This window comes from Streptomyces sp. ISL-11 (genome assembly GCF_018614525.1).
Taxonomy (GTDB): domain Bacteria; phylum Actinomycetota; class Actinomycetes; order Streptomycetales; family Streptomycetaceae; genus Streptomyces.
This window is the reverse complement of sequence record NZ_JAGGOL010000106.1, coordinates 1-17,282: the sequence shown is the minus strand read 5'-3', so window position 1 is coordinate 17,282 and position 17,282 is coordinate 1. Positions and strand designations below refer to the sequence as shown.

17 protein-coding genes and 1 riboswitch are annotated in these 17,282 nt (G+C 72.9%); of the genes, 12 read left to right on the top strand and 5 right to left on the bottom strand.

What is annotated here, in order from left to right; genetic code table 11:
• The first annotated feature begins 244 nt into the window (after nt 1-244).
• Nucleotides 245-375: riboswitch (FMN riboswitch) on the top strand.
• 188 nt (nt 376-563) lie between these two features.
• The 10 genes from ribD to J7E86_RS21510 all read left to right on the top strand — a co-directional run bounded on the left by ribD (nt 564) and on the right by J7E86_RS21510 (nt 9,041).
• The gene (gene ribD / locus J7E86_RS21555) at nt 564-1,646 is read left to right on the top strand and encodes a bifunctional diaminohydroxyphosphoribosylaminopyrimidine deaminase/5-amino-6-(5-phosphoribosylamino)uracil reductase RibD (protein WP_215083392.1); all 1,083 of its coding nucleotides are present in this window, start codon (nt 564-566) and stop codon (nt 1,644-1,646) included.
• A gap of 2 nt (nt 1,647-1,648) precedes the next feature.
• Entirely contained in the window at nt 1,649-2,272 is a 624-nt protein-coding gene (locus J7E86_RS21550; protein ID WP_215083375.1) for a riboflavin synthase, read from the top strand.
• The gene (locus tag J7E86_RS21545) at nt 2,269-2,931 is read left to right on the top strand and encodes a nicotinamide mononucleotide transporter family protein (RefSeq protein WP_215083374.1); all 663 of its coding nucleotides are present in this window, start codon (nt 2,269-2,271) and stop codon (nt 2,929-2,931) included. The genes J7E86_RS21550 and J7E86_RS21545 overlap by 4 nt, the downstream gene beginning before the upstream one ends.
• Entirely contained in the window at nt 2,928-4,208 is a 1,281-nt protein-coding gene (locus J7E86_RS21540; RefSeq protein WP_215083373.1) for a bifunctional 3,4-dihydroxy-2-butanone-4-phosphate synthase/GTP cyclohydrolase II, read from the top strand. The genes J7E86_RS21545 and J7E86_RS21540 overlap by 4 nt, the downstream gene beginning before the upstream one ends.
• Nucleotides 4,209-4,250: 42 nt before the next feature.
• Nucleotides 4,251-4,736, top strand: coding sequence for a 6,7-dimethyl-8-ribityllumazine synthase (gene ribH, locus J7E86_RS21535; protein WP_215083372.1), 486 nt, complete (start codon nt 4,251-4,253; stop codon nt 4,734-4,736).
• Between the two features lie 33 nt (nt 4,737-4,769).
• Entirely contained in the window at nt 4,770-5,039 is a 270-nt protein-coding gene (locus J7E86_RS21530; protein ID WP_215083371.1) for a phosphoribosyl-ATP diphosphatase, read from the top strand.
• Between the two features lie 56 nt (nt 5,040-5,095).
• The gene (gene hisG, locus J7E86_RS21525) at nt 5,096-5,944 is read left to right on the top strand and encodes an ATP phosphoribosyltransferase (RefSeq protein ID WP_215083370.1); all 849 of its coding nucleotides are present in this window, start codon (nt 5,096-5,098) and stop codon (nt 5,942-5,944) included.
• Between the two features lie 30 nt (nt 5,945-5,974).
• Nucleotides 5,975-6,427, top strand: a complete 453-nt coding sequence (locus J7E86_RS21520) for a PH domain-containing protein (protein ID WP_215083391.1) — start codon at nt 5,975-5,977, stop codon at nt 6,425-6,427.
• Between the two features lie 197 nt (nt 6,428-6,624).
• The gene (locus tag J7E86_RS21515; protein WP_215083369.1) at nt 6,625-7,962 is read left to right on the top strand and encodes a hemolysin family protein; all 1,338 of its coding nucleotides are present in this window, start codon (nt 6,625-6,627) and stop codon (nt 7,960-7,962) included.
• The gene (locus J7E86_RS21510; RefSeq protein ID WP_215083368.1) at nt 7,959-9,041 is read left to right on the top strand and encodes a hemolysin family protein; all 1,083 of its coding nucleotides are present in this window, start codon (nt 7,959-7,961) and stop codon (nt 9,039-9,041) included. Before J7E86_RS21515 ends, J7E86_RS21510 begins: the two co-directional genes overlap by 4 nt.
• A 286-nt stretch (nt 9,042-9,327) precedes the next feature.
• Here the strand turns inward: J7E86_RS21510 and J7E86_RS21505 are convergent, their stop codons facing one another.
• Entirely contained in the window at nt 9,328-10,521 is a 1,194-nt protein-coding gene (locus J7E86_RS21505; protein WP_215083367.1) for a trans-acting enoyl reductase family protein, read from the bottom strand.
• Nucleotides 10,522-10,832: 311 nt separating this feature from the next.
• Between J7E86_RS21505 and J7E86_RS21500 the strand changes: the two genes are divergently transcribed.
• Entirely contained in the window at nt 10,833-11,369 is a 537-nt protein-coding gene (locus tag J7E86_RS21500) for an RICIN domain-containing protein (RefSeq protein ID WP_215083366.1), read from the top strand.
• A 66-nt stretch (nt 11,370-11,435) separates the two neighbouring features.
• Here the strand turns inward: J7E86_RS21500 and J7E86_RS21495 are convergent, their stop codons facing one another.
• Entirely contained in the window at nt 11,436-13,346 is a 1,911-nt protein-coding gene (locus J7E86_RS21495) for an AAA family ATPase (protein ID WP_215083365.1), read from the bottom strand.
• Nucleotides 13,347-13,828: 482 nt separating this feature from the next.
• Complete coding sequence (locus J7E86_RS21490) at nt 13,829-14,446, bottom strand: uridine kinase (RefSeq protein ID WP_215083364.1); 618 nt, start codon at nt 14,444-14,446, stop codon at nt 13,829-13,831.
• A 99-nt stretch (nt 14,447-14,545) separates the two neighbouring features.
• Here J7E86_RS21490 and J7E86_RS21485 point away from each other — a divergent pair, with 99 nt between their 5' ends.
• Nucleotides 14,546-15,901: a peptidase C39 family protein gene (locus J7E86_RS21485; RefSeq protein ID WP_215083363.1), complete on the top strand. Its 1,356-nt coding sequence runs from the start codon at nt 14,546-14,548 to the stop codon at nt 15,899-15,901.
• An 8-nt stretch (nt 15,902-15,909) separates the two neighbouring features.
• Here J7E86_RS21485 and J7E86_RS21480 read toward each other — a convergent pair whose 3' ends face one another.
• The gene (locus J7E86_RS21480) at nt 15,910-16,896 is read right to left on the bottom strand and encodes an SCO0930 family lipoprotein (protein WP_215083362.1); all 987 of its coding nucleotides are present in this window, start codon (nt 16,894-16,896) and stop codon (nt 15,910-15,912) included.
• Nucleotides 16,897-17,009: 113 nt separating this feature from the next.
• Nucleotides 17,010-17,282 (bottom strand): ferredoxin (locus tag J7E86_RS21475; RefSeq protein WP_215083361.1); only part of this gene is annotated, 273 nt, incomplete at its 5' end.

Sequence of the window (17,282 nt, the reverse complement as noted above, 5' to 3'; positions counted from 1 at the left end):
GGGCCGTACTCCTCGGAGGTGTGGCAGAGGTTAAGAGGACTAGACCAGTGCGTCAATAGTCCGGACCAAGTGAGGAGGCGGGCTCCGGAAACGCCCGCACGCCCGTCCACGGCAGGGGCGTACTCCGTCACATCGCCGTGGACACCGCGCCGCCCCTCGGCGTACGCTCGGAGGCGTCGGATCGGCAGAGTTCAAGGAACCCGCAGGTCAGACGCCATGTAGCATGAACTGAGAACTATTTACGCAGCGCACTCCGGGGTCGGTGAAAGTCCGAACCGGCGGTTACAGTCCGCGACCCGTCCGCAGCCAGCGGCCGGTTGACCAGGTGAAATTCCTGGACCGACGGTTAAAGTCCGGATGGGAGGCAGTGCGCGGCGGGCATGCGACGGCACACCGTCGCCGGTGGCCCGTCCCTTCGGGGGTGAGCCTTCTTTCCGGTCACCGGTGTTCCCTGTCGTGGCGTACCCGCTCTTCGTCGTCCCGTACGACAGCCCCGGAGTCCGTGCCCGAAGAGGCAGGAGGACCCGGTGGCCACCCGAGAGGGCACCCTCGAAGCAGAAGCGATGCGACGCGCCATCGCGCTCGCCGCCCGCGCCCTCGGCTCCACCAGCCCCAACCCCGTCGTCGGCTGCGTCGTCCTCGACGCCGGCGGCCGCGTGATCGGCGAGGGATGGCACCGGCGCGCCGGCGGCCCGCACGCCGAGGTCGAGGCCCTGAACGCCGCCGCGGACGTCGGCCACGACGCCCGCGGTGGCACCGCCGTCGTCACTCTCGAACCCTGCAACCACACCGGCCGCACGGGCCCCTGCGCACAGGCCCTGATCGCCGCCGGCATCCGCCGCGTCGTCTACGCCGTCGCCGACCCCACCCCCGCCGCAACCGGTGGCGCGGCCACCCTCGCCGCCGCCGGGGTGGACGTCGAGGGCGGGCTGCTCGCCGACGAGGCCGCCGCCGGCAACGCCGCCTGGCTCACCTCCGTCCTGCGCCGCCGCCCCTTCGTCCTGTGGAAGTACGCCGCCACCCTCGACGGGCGCAGCGCCGCCGCCGACGGCACCAGCCGCTGGATCACCTCCGCGGCCTCCCGCGCCGACGTCCACCGGCTGCGCGCCGAGGCCGACGCCGTCGTCGTCGGCTCCGGCACCCTGCGCGCCGACGACCCGCACCTGGCCGTCCGAGGCATCGACGACGTCACCCAGCCGCTGCGCGTCGTCGTCGACACCCACGCCACGATCAAGCCCGGCGCCCGCGTCCTGGACGACGCCGCACCGACGCTGATCGCCGTCGGACCGGACGCCGACACCCGCCACCTGCCCGGCACCGACATCGCGCGCCTGCCGTACGACGGGTCCGGTCTCGACGTGCACGCCCTGCTCACCGAGCTGCACGGGAGAGGGATCCGCTCCGTCCTGCTGGAGGGCGGACCCACCCTCGCCGGCTCCTTCGTCGCGGCCGGCGCCGTCGACCGGGTCGTCGGCTATCTCGCCCCCGCCCTCCTGGGCGCCGGGCCGACCGCCCTCGGCGACGCCGGCATCGGCACCATCGCGCGGGCCCTGCGCCTGGACGTGACCGACGTCGCCCGGCTCGGCCCCGACCTGCGCCTCACCGCCACTCCCACCGCTTCCTCCACCGCTCCTGAGGAGAACTGACAGTGTTCACCGGCATCGTCGAAGAACTGGGTGAGGTCGTCGCCGTCGACCACCTCGGCGACTCCTCCCTGTTCCGCCTCCGCGGCCCTCTCGTCACCGAAGGCGCCAAGCACGGCGACTCGATCGCCGTCAACGGCGTCTGCCTCACGGTCGTGGAGACCGCCGACGGCGAGTTCACCGCCGATGTGATGGCCGAGTCCCTCAAGCGCTCCAGCCTCGGCGCGCTCGTCCCGGGCTCCCGCGTCAACCTCGAACGCCCCATGGCGCTCGGCGGACGCCTCGGCGGCCACATCGTCCAGGGGCACGTCGACGGCACCGGCACCGTCGTCGAGCGGATCCCCGGCGAGCACTGGGAGATCGTGAAGATCGCCCTGCCGGCCGGACTGCGCCGCTACGTCGTCGACAAGGGCTCCATCACCGTCGACGGCATCAGCCTCACCGTCGTCGAGGCGGGCCAGGACTTCTTCACCGTCAGCCTCATCCCCACCACGCTCGCCCTGACCACCCTGGGCATCAAGCGGCCCGGCGACCCGGTCAACCTGGAAGTGGACGTCCTCGCCAAGTACGTCGAGCGGCTGCTGGCCGACGGCGCGATCCGCCCCACCGCCGGGGAGACGGTCGCATGAGCGCGCTGACCTGGCTCAACAGCGAGGCGTTCGCCGCCTTCGGCCAGCACGTCATCTGGTCCGACATGATCGGCAACACCATCGGCCTGGCCGCCCTCGCCCTCGGCTGGCGCCGCTCCATCGCCACCTGGCCCGCCCAGTTCCTCTCCGGCCTGATCCTCGTCGCCGCCTACGCCTCCGCCCACCTCAGCGGCGGCGTGGGCAAGCAGCTCCTGGTCATCGGCGTCTCGATGTGGGGCTGGCGGCAGTGGCAGCGCGGCAGGCGAAGCGCCCAGGACGGCTCCATAGCCGTCCGCTTCGCCACCTGGCGCGAGCGCGTCGTCCTCCTGGCCGGCACGGCGGTCGGCACCCTCGCGGTCGGCGCCCTGTTCACGGCCGTGCCGCAGCTGTCCTGGAACCCCTGGCCGGACGCCTACATCTTCGTCGGCACGCTCGCCGCGATGGTCGCCCAGGCCCGCGGCCTCATCGAGTTCTGGTTCGCCTGGCTGCTCGTCGACGTCGTCGGCGTGCCCCTCGCCTTCACCAGCGGCCTCGCCTTCTCCGGCCTCGTCTACGTCATCTACCTCGCCCTCGTCCTGTGGGGCCTGCGCGACTGGTGGCTGCGCTCCCGCTCGGTGGCGAGCGCACAGCAGCCCGCACTGGAAGGAATCGCGGCATGACTGCCCTGCCCAGCTGGTACGAGACCGAGGACCTGACCCTCGACCCGGTCGAGCGCGCCATCGCCGACATCGCGGCCGGCCGCCCCGTCGTCGTCGTGGACGACGAGAACCGGGAGAACGAGGGCGACCTCGTCGTGGCCGCCGAGAAGATCTCCACCGAGGTGGTGGCCTTCATGATGAGCGAGTGCCGCGGCCTGATCTGCGTGCCCCTGGAGGAGCCGGACATCGCCCGGCTCGACCTGCCGCAGATGGTCGAGCACAACACCGAGTCGATGCGCACCGCGTTCACCGTGTCCGTCGACGCCACCCGCGAGCACGGCACCGACACCGGCATCTCCGCCGCCGACCGCGCCACCACCATCCGGCTGCTCGCCGACCCCACCACCGCCCCCGGCGACTTCGTCCGCCCCGGCCACGTCTTCCCGCTGCGCGCCAAGCCCGGCGGCGTGCTCGTGCGCAACGGCCACACCGAGGCCGGCGTCGACCTCGCCCGCCTCGCCGGCCTGCGGCCCGCCGCCGCGATCGTGGAGATCGCGGGCGAGGACGGGGCGATGCTGCGGCTGCCCGAGCTGGTCCCCTTCGCCCGCAAGCACGGGCTCGCGATCATCTCCATCGAGGACCTGATCGCCTACCGCCGCTCGGCCGAGCCGACCGTCCGCCGCGAGGCCGAGACCCGGCTGCCCACCGCCTTCGGCGAGTTCCGCGCCTACGGCTACCGCTCGACCGTCGACGGCGTCGAGCACATCGCCCTGGTCTCCGGCGACCTCGGCGACGGCGAGGACGTCCTGGTGCGCGTCCACTCCGAGTGCCTGACCGGCGACGTCTTCGCCTCGCTGCGCTGCGACTGCGGCCCCCAGCTGCAGGCGTCGCTGGAGCGGGTCACGGGGGAGGGTCGCGGTGTCGTCCTCTACCTCCGGGGCCACGAGGGCCGCGGCATCGGCCTGCTGCCCAAGCTGCGCGCCTACGAGCTCCAGGAGGACGGTCGCGACACCCTCGACGCCAACCTCGAACTCGGCCTGCCCGCCGACGGCCGCGACTACGCCGCCGGCGCGCAGATCCTCGCCGACCTCGGCGTGCGCTCGCTGCGGCTGATGACCAACAACCCCGACAAGACGGCCGCCCTCACCCGGTACGGCCTGAAGGTCACCGGCCGCGAGCCCATGCCCGTACAGGCCGGCGAGCACAACCTCCGTTACCTGCGCACCAAGCGGGACCGGATGGGCCACGACCTGCCGTGGCTCGACGCCGACCCGGCGTCGGCCTGCGGCAATCAGTAAGCACTCGAAACCGAAGACACCTGACACCACCCGAGGAGAAACGTGAGCGGCAAGGGCGCCCCCGAGCTGAGTGTGCGGAACTGTCATGACCTGCGTGTGGCCGTGATCGCCGCGCAGTGGCACGAGAAGGTGATGGACGGCCTCGTCGACGGCGCCCTGCGCGCCCTGCACGACATCGGCATCGACGAGCCGACCGTGCTGCGCGTGCCGGGCAGCTGGGAGCTGCCCGTCGTGGCCAAGGTGCTCGCCGGGCGGGGCTACGACGCGATCGTCGCCCTCGGCGTCGTCATCCGCGGCGGCACACCCCACTTCGACTATGTGTGCCAGGGCGTGACCCAGGGACTCACCCAGGTGTCCGTCGACACCGGCGTGCCCGTGGGCTTCGGCGTCCTTACGTGTGACAACGACGAGCAGGCCCTGGACCGCGCCGGCCTGGAGGGTTCGAGCGAGGACAAGGGCCACGAGGCGGTCACCGCCGCCGTCGCCACGGCCATGATCCTCCGCTCCGTGTCCGAGCCCTGGCACTGACAGCCGGAGCGGACCCCGTAGGGTAGGACCACCATGTCCAAGAAGACGTTCGAGGAGCTGTTCACCGAGCTCCAGCAGAAGGCCACCGGCGACCCCGCCACCTCCCGCACCGCCGAGCTGGTGGGCAAGGGCGTCCATGCCATCGGCAAGAAGGTGGTCGAAGAGGCCGCCGAGGTGTGGATGGCCGCCGAGTACGAGGGCGCCGACGCCACGGCCGAGGAGATCTCCCAGCTCCTCTACCACGTTCAGGTGATGATGGTCGCCCGGGGGATCTCCCTCGACGACGTCTACTCCCACCTGTAACCAGCAGTAGCAATTTCCGGCACATACGACACTCACGCACAAAGGAAACCGACCTCATGCTGCGCATCGCCGTTCCCAACAAGGGTTCTCTCTCCGAGCCTGCGTCGGCGATGCTCCATGAGGCCGGCTACCGCCAGCGCAAGGACCGCAGGGAACTGGTCCTGGTCGACTCCGCCAACGACGTCGAGTTCTTCTTCCTGCGCCCCCGTGACATCGCCGTCTACGTGGGCTCCGGCCGGCTCGACATCGGCATCACCGGCCGCGACCTGCTGCTCGACTCCGGCTCCCGGGCCGAGGAGATCATGCAGCTCGGCTTCGCCGGGTCGACCTTCCGCTACGCCACCCGGCCGGGCACCGCCAAGGACGTCAGCGAGTTCGGCGGCATGACCATCGCCACCTCGTTCTCCGGCCTGGTCACCAAGCACCTCGCGGACAACGGCGTCGACGCCGCCGTCGTGCACCTCGACGGGGCCGTCGAGACCGCCATCCAGCTCGGCGTCGCCGAGATCATCGCGGATGTCGTCGAGACCGGCACCACCCTGCGCAACGCCGGCCTGGAGATCATCGGCGAGCCGATCCTGGAGTCCGAGGCCGTCGTCATCCGCCGCTCCGGCGCGCCCCTCGACGACCCCAAGGTCCAGCAGTTCCTCCGCCGGATGCAGGGCGTCCTCGTCGCCCGCCGCTACGTGATGATGGACTACGACATCCGGGTCGAGCACGTCGAGCGCGCCGTCGCCCTCACCCCCGGCCTGGAGTCGCCCACCGTCTCCCCGCTGCACCACGAGGGCTGGGTCGCCGTCCGCTCGATGGTCCCCTCCAAGGACGCCCAGCGGATCATGGACGAGCTCTACGAGATGGGCGCCCGCGCCATCCTCACCACGGGCATCCACGCCTGCCGCCTCTGACGGACCGAAAGAACGTACGACGTGACCTCCGTGCCCCCGGCCGCCCCGCCCCAGCTGCCGGTCACCTTCCGGCCGACCCGCACCCGCATCGTGCTGCTCACCCTCGGCGCCGCCCTGTTCGCGGTGCTGACGGTGGTGTCCCTGACGCTGGGGACGCTGACGGCGGGGGACCGGGCCACGTTCATCGGCACGGGGCTGCTGTTCTTCGCCGCCCTCGCCACGCTCGGCCGTCCCAAGGTCGTCGCCACCGAGGACGGCGTGACCGTCGTGAACCTGGCGACGAGCCGGCGGCTGGAGTGGGCGGAGATCGTCCGGGTCAACCTGCGCGCCGGCGACGCCTGGGTCCACCTCGACCTGTCCGACGGCACCAGCCTGCCCGCCATGGGCATCCAGCCCGGTGTCGCCAAGCAGCAGGCCGTCGCCGACGCCCGCGCGCTGCGCGCCCTCGTCGAGGCACGCGGCACGGGACGTTTCGCGACCTGAGGGCGCCCGGCCCCTCCCGGACGCACCTCCTTGATTACTCTGGTGCCACGGGCACACGCCGTGCCCCGCCCCGCACCGACGTGCCCGCGGACCCCGCGAGGCGCCGCGGGGCACCTGCGAACCGAGGAGTGACTCCCTCCGGCAATGGACGGATCGTCCTGTAGTACCCGCGCCGCCGCCCCTCGCGAGGCGGCGGCATGAGTGTCACCGTGTCGTTGCTGCTGCTCGCGGCAGCCCTGCTCCTGATCCTCGCCAACGGTTTCTTCGTCGCCGCCGAGTTCGGCCTGGTGACCGTCGAGAGGCCGGAGGCCGAACGGGCCGCGGCCGACGGCGACCGCCGGGCCCGCACCGTCGTCGCCTCCCTGCGGGAGCTCTCCTTCCAGCTCTCGGGCACCCAACTGGGCATCACCATCACCTCCCTGGTGGTCGGCATGCTCGCCGAGCCCGCCCTGGGCCATCTGCTCACCGGGCCGCTGGCCGCCACCGGGCTGCCCGCGGGCGCCGCGCCCGGCGCCGCCGTCGTGACCGGCATGCTGGTCGCCTCCGCCGTCCAGATGGTGATCGGGGAACTCGTCCCCAAGAACTGGGCGGTCTCCCGGCCCCTTCAGGTCGCGCGGTTCGTCGCCGGCCCGCAGCACGCCTTCGCGCACTTCTTCCGGCCCGTGATCACCCTGCTGAACACCGTCGCCAACCGGCTCGTACGGGCCCTGGGCGTCGAACCCGCCGAGGAGCTGGCCTCCGCCCGCACCCCCGGCGAACTCGTCTCCCTCGCCCGTCACTCCGCCCGCGCCGGCGCCCTGGAGCAGGACACGGCCGACCTGTTCGTCCGCACCCTCTCGCTCGGCGGGCTCACCGCCCAGCACGTGATGACGCCCCGGGTGAAGGTCAGCGCCCTCCAGACGTCCGCGACCGCCGAGGACGTCCTGAACCTCACCCGTGCCACCGGTCTCTCCCGCTTTCCCGTCTATCACGAGCGGCTGGACGAGATCGTCGGCATGGTCCACCTCAAGGACGCCCTGGCCGTCCCCGGCCCCGACCGGCTGCGCACGACCGTCGGACGGATCGCCGTGGCCCCCATGCTCGTTCCCGAGACGCTGCCCGTGCAGCCGCTGCTGGAGCAGCTGCGCAGCGAGCAGCCCATAGCCGTCGTCGTCGACGAGTACGGCGGCACGGCCGGCGTGGTGACCCTGGAGGACATCGTCGAGGAACTCGTCGGCGAGGTCCGCGACGAGCACGACGGCGAGGACGCCGACCGGCCCGAACTGGCCCCCGTCGCCTGCGAGGACGGCCGGTCCGCGTGGGAGGCCGACGGCGGCTGCCGCGTCGACGCGCTGGGCCGCATAGGTCTGCGGGCGCCGGACGGCCCGTACGAGACCGTGGCCGGCCTGGTCGCCGACCTGCTCGGCCGCATCCCCGTGCCCGGCGACAGCGCCGAGCTGCCCGGCTGGCGGCTGACGGTGCGCCGGGTGGGCCACCACCGCGCCGAACGGGTGCGGTTCGCCCGTACGGGCGCGGGCAAGGGGGAGCAGCGATGAGCGTGCTGCAACTCCTCTTCGCCCTGCTGCTGGTGCTCGCCAACGGCTTCTTCGTCGGCGCCGAGTTCGCACTGGTGTCCGTGCGCCGCAGTCAGATCGAACCGAAGGCCGCGGAGGGCTCGGCCCGGGCCCGCACCGTCCTGACCGGGCTGGAGAATCTGCCGCAGATGATGGCGGCGGCCCAGTTCGGCATCACCGTCTGCTCCCTGACGCTCGGTGCGGTCGCCGAGCCGACGGTGGCCCGGCTGCTGGAGCCGCTCTTCCACCTGGCGGGCCTGCCCGAGGGGCTGATCCACCCGCTGGGCTATGTGATCGCCCTGGCCCTCGTGGTCTTCCTGCACCTGGTCATCGGCGAGATGGTGCCCAAGAACCTGGCCATGTCGGCGCCCGACCGGGCGGCGCTGTGGCTGGGACCGGGGCTCGTCGGCTTCGCCCGGCTGTGCCGGCCGGTCACCGCGCTGCTGGGCGCCTGCGCGCACGGCGTGCTGCGGCTGTTCCGGGTCGACCCCAAGGACGAGATCGAGGCGGTCTTCACCAGCGAGCAGCTCAACCGTCTGGTGGCGGACTCCCGGCAGGCGGGCCTGCTCGAACGCGCGGAACAGGAGCGTCTGGAGGACGCGCTGGGACTGGGCAGCCGCCCGGTCACGGACGTCCTGCTCGATCCGGACACGCTGGTGACCGTCGACCCCTCCGTCACCCCGCGGCAGATCGAGGAGCTGACGGTGCGCACCGGCTACTCCCGCTTCCCGGTGACCGGGCCCGGCGGCGTTGTCATGGGCTACCTGCACGTGAAGGACGTGCTGGACCTGGAGGACCGGGAACGGGCCGTGCCGCAGCACGTGTGGCGGCGGGTCGAGACCCTGCGGGCGGAGCTGCCGCTGGACGACGCGCTGACGGTGATGCGGCGGGCCGCCGCGCACCTGGCGGCGGTGGCGGACGGGTCCGGGCGGGTGCTCGGGCTGGTCGCCCTGGAGGACGTCCTGGAGAAGCTGGTGGGCGAGGTGCGGGATCCCGCGCACCGGGTGCCCGTGCGGGTGGCTGATCCACGGGCACCCCGGGAGGAGGCGATGGCGGGGTAGGCCGGGGCTTTCCCGGGCGGGCGGATCGCCGTGGTCCGGACGGCGGGTCGTAGTGCCTCACCCAGCACATCGCGTCAGAGCGGTATAAATTGGGTGAAATCTACGAGAGTCACGGGAAGGGAGACGCCATGTCCTCGAAGCGACGCCGCAAGAAGAAGGCCCGCCGCCGCAAGGCGGCCAACCACGGCCGGCGGCCCCAGTGCTGATCCCGCCCGCGGCCCGACGGCCGCCGGCGGGCCGGCGCACGTCCTAGCGGAACGTCGGGCTCCGGAGGGTCGGCGGACCGTCAGCCGACGTGGCGGACACGGAACGGCATACCGGCGGCCCGCAGCCGCCCGATCAGCGCGTCACCCATGGCCGTGGCCGTCGTGACCTGTCCCGAGGTCACCGGCAGGTCGTCCAGGGCGAGACACAGCGATGCCTCGGCCAGCATCTTCGCCGTCTCCCCGTACCCCGGATCGCCGCCCGAGACCTCGGTGAACACCCGCCGGCCGCCCCCTTCGCCCACGCCACGCACCTGGAACCGGGCGCGTGCCCGCCGCTCCGGACCCGGCCCCCTCCCCGGTTCGTAGCGGTGCATCAGCCAGGACCGGACGGGGGACACCTGCGCGGCGGCCAGCAGCGCGGCCGCGCCGACCGGCCCGGCCAGGGCCATGGGCAGCGACTTCACGGACGCGTAGTGGCGGTAGCGGAAATCGGGGCCGTACCGCTCCAGCGCGGTGGCCGAACGGCGTACGACCTGAGGGTCGAGCGTGGGCAGGGGGAGCGCCCACGCCCCCGTCTCCTTGCTGAACCGCGGCGCTCCCAGCGGGGCCCGGACCCGGCGCCGGGCCGGCCGCGGCTCGTACCGGCTCCGCTCCCGGGCCGCGGCCTTCGCCTGAGGCTGTCGCGCAGCGATCGTCAAGGCCGAGGCCAGTGTGCCGCCGGAGATCATCCCCGAGGCGCGCACGAAGCCGTCGACCGTCAGGGGCACGCCCTCCGGGAGCTGCTGGACGGTGAAGTACGCGAGGAGGTCGTGCGGCACCGAGTCGAAGCCGCAGGCGTGCACGATCCGCGCGCCGGTCTCGCGTGCCCGCGCGTCATGGCGCACGTACATGAGGTCCACGAACTCCGGCTCGCCGGTGAGGTCCGTGTAATCGGTGCCCGCTTCCGCGCACGCGGCCACCAGCTCCGCGCCGTACCGGATGTACGGGCCGACGGTCGAGGCGACGACGTGCGTGGACTCGGCCAGGGCGCGCATCGCGGCCCGGTCGCCCGCGTCCGCGGTCACCAGGGCCGGCTCGGCGGCGCGCACGGGGTCGAGCGCCGCCAGCCGGTCCCGCAACAGCTCCAGCTTCTCCCGGCTGCGCCCGGCGAGCGCCCACCGGCATCCTCGCGGCGCGTGCGCCAGCAGGTACTCGGCCGTGAGTTCCCCGACGAACCCCGTCGCCCCGAAGAGCACGACGTCGTAGGGCCGTTCCGGGCCGGCCTGCCTGTTCATGGAACTCTTCGTGGAGCCGTTCACCGAGCCTCCGGCTGCTGGGGTCGAGGTCACTGGACATCCTCTCTCGTGTGCGTCCGCCTTCGGGACGATACTTCCGGCCGCGCCGCCCGCCGTACGCCGGGCGCTCCCGAACGCGCGGCGCCGGCGACACGTACCCGGCAAAGCCGTATGCCCATGCATGAACCGGTGGTGGGGAACGGTTCCGGTGGGTGCGGAACGGGTGCCGACCCATGCTGGTCGCGGACAGCGCGGTCCTGGGGCGAACCGTTCGCCCTCTCAAGACCACGCGCAGAAACGGCAGGAAGACCATGCCCGTGCCCCCGCTCGCCCGGAGGTCCGCGATTCTCGTCGCCGGCGCCGCACTCATCGCTCTGGTCCCCGGCGTGGGCCACACCGCTTCCCCCTCTCCGGCGCCGATCAAGAACGAGGGGGCAGGGTGGTATCTCGACAGCGGCGGTGACGCCTCCGCCGCCAAGGCCCCCACCTACACCGCCAAGTACACGGGAGAGCCCGCCTCGGCACCCGGCAACCTGAAGTGGTCCTACGACCCCGCCTCCAAACTCATCAAGAACGAGGCGAAGGGCTGGTACCTCGGCAGCGGCGGCGACTCCTCCTCCGACAAGGCACCCGCGTACACCACCCAGTACACCGGGGACCCGGCAGCCGCTCCTCCGCAGTTGAAGTGGTCCTACGACGCCGCCACCAAGCTCATCAAGAACGAAGGGAACGGCTGGTACCTCGGCAGCGGTGGCGACGACTACGGCAAGGCACCCGCCTACACCTCCAAGTACACCGGAAGCCCCGCGTCGGCACCGGCCCAGCTGAAGTGGGCGATATCGTCCTAGGTTCCCGGGCGGGGGGCGCCCCGGCGACAGGGCTGCCGCGTCACCGAAGGGCCCTCCCGCCCGGCCTCACGCCGGGTCCTGCGGGTCCCGGGAGCCGCCCCGGCGGGGGGAGCCCCAGCCGGGGCCCGAGAGGACTTCCCCGTACGCCTGCATCAGATCCGGCAGCCGCAGCGTCGCGAGGTCGTCGCGGGACGGGATCGCCGGACAGCCCGACAGGCGCAGGTCCCGGTACGCGCAGCTCTTCTCGTACAGCGTGCGCAGGAAACGGCCGTTGCCCAGCTCGTCGATCCAGCCCTGTTCGACCACGTGCGCGCTGACGCTGCGCAGCTCCTCCAGCGCCTCCTCGTCCCAGCGGTCGCCGTTCTCGGCGGCCAGCACCTCGCCGATGCTGGTGAGTTCGCGGGGGCGGTAGCTGGGGAAGTCGACGCGGGTGGTGAAGCGGGAGCCCAGACCGGGGTTGGTGGCGAGGAGGCGGTCCATGCCCTCGGGGTAGCCGGCGAGGATCACCACCAGGCGGTCGCGGTTGTCCTCGGCGCGTTTGAGCAGCACCTGCAGGGCCTCGTCGCCGTAGGCGTCGCCCTTGGTGTAGCCGGAGTTGGACAGGCTGTACGCCTCGTCGACGAAGAGCACCCCGCCGAGCGCGGAGTCGATCAGCTCATTGGCCTTGACGGCCGTCTGGCCGAGGAACTCCCCGACCAGGTCGGCGCGCTGGGCCTCGACCAGATGGTCGCCGCCGAGGAGCCCGAGGGCGTAGAAGACCCGGCCGAGGATCCGGGCGACCGTGGTCTTGCCGGTACCGGAGGGGCCGGAGAAGACGAAGTGGCGCTTGGGAGGCTGGACGGGCAGGCCCTGGCCGGCCCGCAGGCGGGCCATGTGCAGCTGCGCCGACAGCGCCCGCACCTGCCGCTTGACCGGGTCCAGCCCGACCATCCGCTCCAGCTCGGAGAGGGCCTTGGCCAGCAGGACGGGGTCGGAGGGGCCGGGCGCCGGCTGGGCCGCGGGCTGCGCGGGGACGCGGACCTTCCGGCGGACGTCGTCGGTGTCGGCGTCGGCCTGGGGCGGGCCGGAGGGCTCCGGGTCCGTACCGGTCAGCAGGTCGCGGCCGTCGAGCGGGTCCGGGGCGGCCGGGCCGGTCTCGCCCGCCGGGTCGGTGGCGGGTGCCGGATCCGGCCCGCCCAGCGGCACCGGCGTCAGGTCCAGGTGGTCGTCGAGGCCGTCCCCGTCCGCGATGGCGGTGAGCCGGGCCGAGGTGTCCATGAAGGACGGGTCCACGCGGTGCACGGCGCGGTAGAGGGGCAGGGCGGCGGCGCTGCGCCCGGTGCCCTCATGGGCGCGCGCCAGCCAGTAGCGCAGCTCCTTGCGCTGCGGCTGCTCGCTGCGGCAGCGCATCAGGGCGGCCGACAGCAGCGGCTCGGCCTGGCCGTACATCTCCAGCCGCACCCGGGCCATGCCGCCGAACAGCCCGGCCTCGATGCCCAGCAGCGGGTCGTCCAGGAGCGGCTCGGTGTGCCGGACGAGCTGCTCCCAGTCCTTGACCAGATAGGCGCGGCAGGCGTGCAGGAAGCGCGCCTGGGGGTCGGTCTCCACGGGCGGGCAGCCGGCCAGCGCCCGGTCCAGGTCGGGTACGTGACGGCCGTCGAGCCAGTGTGAGGCGTGCGCGAGCAGCAGGTCGCGGCCGCTCTCCAGGACGGGCTGCACCCACCAGCCCAGCCAGTACCAGGAGTTCAGGGTGCGCCGGTGGCGGGTCCGCTGCTCGCCGAAGCGGTCCCGGTGGCGGTACATGCGCAGCAGTGCGGTGGTGGTGTCGGCGCGCAGCGCGTGCAGGCCGAGCCAGGCGTCCGCCATCCCCGGGTCGACGCGGACCGCCGTCCGGAACTCCTCCTCGGCCTGCGCGTAGGCGCCCATGGTGTAGGCGTCCACGGCCCGCAGCCAGGCGAGATCGGCCGGGGCGGGCGGGCCCTGCATGCCGAGATCCATCACGTCCCCCACAAACCGTGCCCCCGTAGCGTGCTGCCGGGCGTGTGCCTGGCTGCGCCTGTTCCGAAACGCTGTGCTGTGGACGGGAGTTGACCAGTGTGCCAGTGCACCCGCCGATAGGTGCACCGCCTCGCATCGTACCTGCGCGGTTGGCGTCGGCCGAAGGGTGCCGCAAGCGCTGTTCGCGGCGGAAAGGCGATCCCCGGGGGCCGGAGGGGCGATCCGGAAGATGGTCACCCAGTGTGAGGGTCGCCATGGAGCAAAGGGCCCAAAGGGGAGATTCGCGGGTGGTACGAAGCCCCCGATCACGGGGGAACAACCGGGGGCTTCGCGTCCGCAGGCGGCTTCAACCGGCCGCACAATGAGAACGTAAGTCCTGTACGCCCCCTCGGTCAAGCCGAGTTGGCGCAGTCGGCGGGATCGGATGGCGACGGACAGCACACGGGCGGTGATCGATCACCGAGCGTGAGGGCGGCGGTGGTTCAAAGGATCTCCGAGGGCCCCGGGAGCACCTCGTAGCCCTCTTCGCCCTGAAGAATCAGCAGTTCGGCGTACGGGCGCGACGGGTCGGCCGCGAAATGTTCGCGCTCCGCCCGCTTCCAGCCGTCCCAGAATTCGGCCAGCCCTGGGCCGTCGCGGAGTTGACCCCTTTCCCAGGAGTGTTCATACGGCAACTCCATCCACATCAGGCACGCCAGATGAGGTCGCAGCGCCCGGCGCCCCGCGCCGACCCCCTCCACCAGCACCACCGGCGCCGGGGCCAGTTCCCGCTCCTCCGCGAACCGCCGCGCCACCCAGTCGTACGCGAGGTAGCGCGCGCTCTCACCGCGCGCGAGAGGGGCCAGGACGGCTTCGGCCAGCCGCCCGGTCCAGCCGAACAGCTCCTCGTGCGTCGCGAGGTCGTCCAGGCGCAGTACGGGCGCTCCCCCCAGCTCCGCCGCCAGCCGGCCGCCGAACGTCGTCTTCCCCGAACCCGCGTGCCCGTCCACGGCCACGAGCCGCACCGGCCCGAGGGAGGGCGGCAGCGCCCGCAGCCGCCGGGCGAGGGCCGGCAGCGGGTCGGGCGGGGGAGGCGGGGAAGAGGGGAGGGGACCGTTCACCGGTCCACCCTATGGCGGCTCCCGGGGCGGACGGGTATTGGGGACGGGTCGGACGGGGAATCACTGGCTCGCACACCCGTCCACGACTGGGGGACCGTCATGTCCAGCAGACCCACGCCCCGCCGCACCGTGCTCGCCGCCGCCCTCGGGGTCGCGGCGGCCACCTCGTTCACCGCCGGCCCCGCCTCCGCCTCCGGACCCGCCCGGCACGCCTCCGCCATCGACAACCGGGCCTGGACCACCGCCCCCGACTGGCGCCGGGGCGCCTCCCACGGCACGGACGTCCGGACCGGCCGGCGCCCCGGTCTGGTCATCGACCGCCCCGTCGGCACCCTCGACTACACCGACCCGCACACCCGCACCACGACCACCTGGGAGTACGCCACCTGGACCGCCCCCGTCCACCGGCCGGCCGCCGCCGCGAGCGAGGTCATCGCCTCCTGGAACGCCCACGCCCCCGCCGGCACCTGGATCCAGACCGAGCTGCGCGCCACGTACTCCGACCGGGGGCGGACCCCCTGGTACGTGCTCGGCCGCTGGACCGCCGGCGACGCGGACGGCGACATCCGGCGCACCTCCGTCGACGGGCAGGGCGACGGCAGGAGCAGCGTCTCCACCGACACCGTCGTCGTCGACAACCCGGCGACCGGGCTCCGCCTCGCCTCGTACGAGCTGCGCCTGACGCTCTTCCGCAGACCGGGCAGCGGCCTGACGCCCACCGTGTGGCGGCTCGGCGTCATGGGCTCGGACATCCCCGACCGGTTCACCGTGCCCGCCTCGGAGCCGGGGGAGGCCGCCGGGCGCGAGCTGATGGTGCCGCGCTACTCCCAGGAGATCCACAAGGGGCAGTACCCGGAGTACGACAACGGCGGCGAGGCGTGGTGCAGCCCGACGTCCTCGGAGATGGTCATCGAGTACTGGGGCCGGAAGCCCTGCGCCGAGGACCTCGCCTGGGTGAACCCCGACTACGCCGACCCGCAGGTCTGCCACGCGGCCCGCGCCACCTACGACCACCAGTACAAGGGCTGTGGCAACTGGCCCTTCAACGCCGCCTACGCCGCCACCTACCGCGATCTCCAGGCCGTCGTCACCCGGCTGGGCTCGCTCTCCGACGCGGAACGGCTGATCCGCGCGCGCATCCCCGTCATCACCTCCCAGTCCTTCCTCGCCTCCGAGCTCGACGGCGCGGGCTACGGCACGGCCGGGCACCTGATGTGCCTGGCCGGCTTCACCCGCGACGGCGACGTCGTGGCCAACGACCCGGCGAGCCCGTCGGACCCGGAGGTCCGACGCGTCTACCGGCGGCGGCAGTTCGAGAACATCTGGCTCCGCACCAAGCGCTACAACGCCCAGGGGCAGGTCAGGAGCGGTACGGGAGGCGTCTGCTACCTCTACTTCCCGCTCGACCCGGCGCCGGAGCAGCAGCGGGCCCTGCGCGCGGTCGGGCTCCGCTGACGCCGGGCTCAGCCCTGTGCCGGGACGGTGGTGTTCTTCTCGCCCTTGTCGTCCACGGCGAACCACAGGTCCTGCTTGCCCTGGCCGTTGACGTCCCCGGCCTTGGTGTCGCCGGTGAACCAGTACACCGGCCAGCAGTCGATCGCGAGCTGGCGGGTGCCGTCGGGGCGGGTCACCGTGGTGACCAGCTTCTCGGGCACGTCCCGGATCGCGGCCTTGTCCACGGGCTTGGCGGGCTTCCAGGTGTCCAGGCAGCTTCCGGTGCAGGCGAACTTCATGGGCCAGGCGCTGTCCTTGTTGAAGCGGTACAGCGTCCGGCCCTGCCCGTCCACGAGGATCTTTCCCAGCTTGGGGTTGTCGGACACGGTCACCCCGGCGGGCGCGGGCTGCTCCTTGGCCGGCTGCTCCTTGCTCCCGCCGGCATCCGCGCCCGCCTTCTTGCCGTCGGGGGCGAGCGCGTTCCAGGTGCCGCCGACACCCTGGCCCTTGGTCTCGCCGGGCGCGGTGTCCTTGGCGTAGCGGTAGACGGGCCAGCCGGCCAGGGTCAGCTGCCGGGTGCCGTCGGCGCGCATGACCTCGCCGAGCGCGGAGGACTCGATCCCGGCGGTGGCCGTGGAGGAGCCGGCGGGGACGGGCGGCCAGGCCTTGGCGCAGTCGCCGTCGCAGCGGGACGTGGGCGGTTTCGCGGAGTCCTTGTCGAAGCGGTAGAGGGTGAAGCCCTTCTCGTCGGTGACGACCTTGCCCAGGCCCGAGGCGTCCCGGACGGCCAGCTTGCCGCCCGCCTCGCCCTTGGCCGCCGCCTTCCCGCCGGCCGGTTCGGCGCCGTAGTCGTCGGAGCCGTACCCGTAGCCCTTGCCGGCCTGGGAGCTGTTCGCGGCGGGCCGGGCGTCGTCGCCCGTGCCGCCCTTCGCGGACGTACCGCCGCCGCACGCCGCCGTCAGGGCCATGACCGTGAGTGCCGCTCCCGCGAGGGATGCCTGTCGCCGCTTGTCCATGTTCGCTCCTCGGGTGGTGCACGGCGGTGGTTCCGCCGTCGCGTGGGGATACGGGAGGGGTTCCGCGAGCACTCAGCGGAACCGGGAAGTTGTCACAGGTCGCTAAGAAACGTTCAGTTGATGGCTTCGACGCGCAGGGCCAGGGCGGGGCAGCGCCGCACCGCGCGCAGCGCCCGCTGCCGCATCCGGGCGGGCACCGCGATGGCCGCCCGCTCCGGATAGCCGTCGGGGCCCAGCCGCAGCAGGCCGGGCAGCAGGTCCGCGCACAGCCCATGCCCCCGGCACAGCGTCCAGTCCACCAGGAGCCGCTCCTCCGGCACGGGCCGCGGGGCGGGGGTGCGCGGGGCGTCGCGGAGCCCGTCGGGCAGCGGCAGGGCGCCGAGGAC

What these genes read in the sequence shown, in the direction of transcription:
- ribD (WP_215083392.1), top strand. Translation starts at nt 564, where the DNA reads ATGCGACGCGCCATCGCGCTCGCCGCCCGCGCCCTCGGCTCCACCAGC.
- J7E86_RS21545 (WP_215083374.1), top strand. Translation starts at nt 2,269, where the DNA reads ATGAGCGCGCTGACCTGGCTCAACAGCGAGGCGTTCGCCGCCTTCGGC.
- J7E86_RS21540 (WP_215083373.1), top strand. Translation starts at nt 2,928, where the DNA reads ATGACTGCCCTGCCCAGCTGGTACGAGACCGAGGACCTGACCCTCGAC.
- J7E86_RS21530 (WP_215083371.1), top strand. Translation starts at nt 4,770, where the DNA reads ATGTCCAAGAAGACGTTCGAGGAGCTGTTCACCGAGCTCCAGCAGAAG.
- hisG (WP_215083370.1), top strand. Translation starts at nt 5,096, where the DNA reads ATGCTGCGCATCGCCGTTCCCAACAAGGGTTCTCTCTCCGAGCCTGCG.
- J7E86_RS21515 (WP_215083369.1), top strand. Translation starts at nt 6,625, where the DNA reads ATGAGTGTCACCGTGTCGTTGCTGCTGCTCGCGGCAGCCCTGCTCCTG.
- J7E86_RS21510 (WP_215083368.1), top strand. Translation starts at nt 7,959, where the DNA reads ATGAGCGTGCTGCAACTCCTCTTCGCCCTGCTGCTGGTGCTCGCCAAC.
- J7E86_RS21505 (WP_215083367.1), bottom strand. Translation starts at nt 10,521, where the DNA reads ATGAACAGGCAGGCCGGCCCGGAACGGCCCTACGACGTCGTGCTCTTC.
- J7E86_RS21500 (WP_215083366.1), top strand. Translation starts at nt 10,833, where the DNA reads ATGCCCGTGCCCCCGCTCGCCCGGAGGTCCGCGATTCTCGTCGCCGGC.
- J7E86_RS21495 (WP_215083365.1), bottom strand. Translation starts at nt 13,346, where the DNA reads ATGGATCTCGGCATGCAGGGCCCGCCCGCCCCGGCCGATCTCGCCTGG.
- J7E86_RS21485 (WP_215083363.1), top strand. Translation starts at nt 14,546, where the DNA reads ATGTCCAGCAGACCCACGCCCCGCCGCACCGTGCTCGCCGCCGCCCTC.
- J7E86_RS21480 (WP_215083362.1), bottom strand. Translation starts at nt 16,896, where the DNA reads ATGGACAAGCGGCGACAGGCATCCCTCGCGGGAGCGGCACTCACGGTC.